General features: G+C 32.1%; 1 protein-coding gene. It reads left to right on the top strand.

Annotated elements, in window-relative coordinates; genetic code table 11:
• The coding region (locus tag GJV76_RS15620) for an IS3 family transposase (RefSeq protein ID WP_155093502.1) at positions 1-835 on the top strand (835 nt) is incomplete at its 5' end.
• Positions 836-851 lie beyond the last annotated feature (16 nt).

An 851-nucleotide genomic window follows, 5' to 3' on the forward strand; every position in this document is an offset into this window, starting at 1 on the left:
ATATAAGTTATCCATTGTTCGTATTTGTTTATTAGTTGGATTATGCCGATCAATGTGGTATTATCAAAGTAAAAAAGATGATACACAGGTTATTGATAAACTAAGCGAATTAGCAGAACAATATCCTACTCGCGGCTTTGATGAATACTATCATAAGATACGCAGAGAAGGACTTATATGGAACAGAAAAAGAGTTCTACGCGTTTATCGCTTAATGAAACTAAGTCTAAGAAGAAAACATAAGAAACGTTTAATAACAAGAGTTAAACAGCCTTTAGAAACACCACAAGTACTCAATGAGTGTTGGAGTATGGACTTTATGAGTGACTTACTTACAGATGGCAGAAAAGTACGAGTTTTTAATGTATTAGATGACTGTAATAGAGAAGCAATAGCTATTGAAGCTGGATTAAGTTATCCTGCAAGGGCGGTAATAGAAACATTAGAAAACTTAAAACAAGAAATAGGTACTCCAAAGTACATTAGATGTGATAACGGCCCTGAATTTATCTCTAAAACCTTTGTAAATTGGTGTGAGAATAATTTTATAGAAATTAAATATACCCAGCCTGGTAAACCAATGCAGAATGGATATATAGAACGTTTTAATCGATTTTTTAGAGAGGATATATTAGATGCTTTTTACTTCAATGATATCTACCAGTTACAAAGATTGGCTGATAAATGGAAAGAGGATTACAATTTTAACCATCCTCATAAAGCATTAGGGAATAAATCGCCTAAAGAATATAAGCCCAGATTTGATGAAGAATTTAAATTCTTCATCAAATCTGAACATAATAAGAATTATTTGTCGAATTTAGAGGTGTCCTAAAAAAGGGAAGCCTACA

Origin of the sequence: Myroides albus, assembly GCF_009711045.1 — a bacterium.
Taxonomy (GTDB): Bacteria; Bacteroidota; Bacteroidia; order Flavobacteriales; family Flavobacteriaceae; genus Flavobacterium; species Flavobacterium album_A.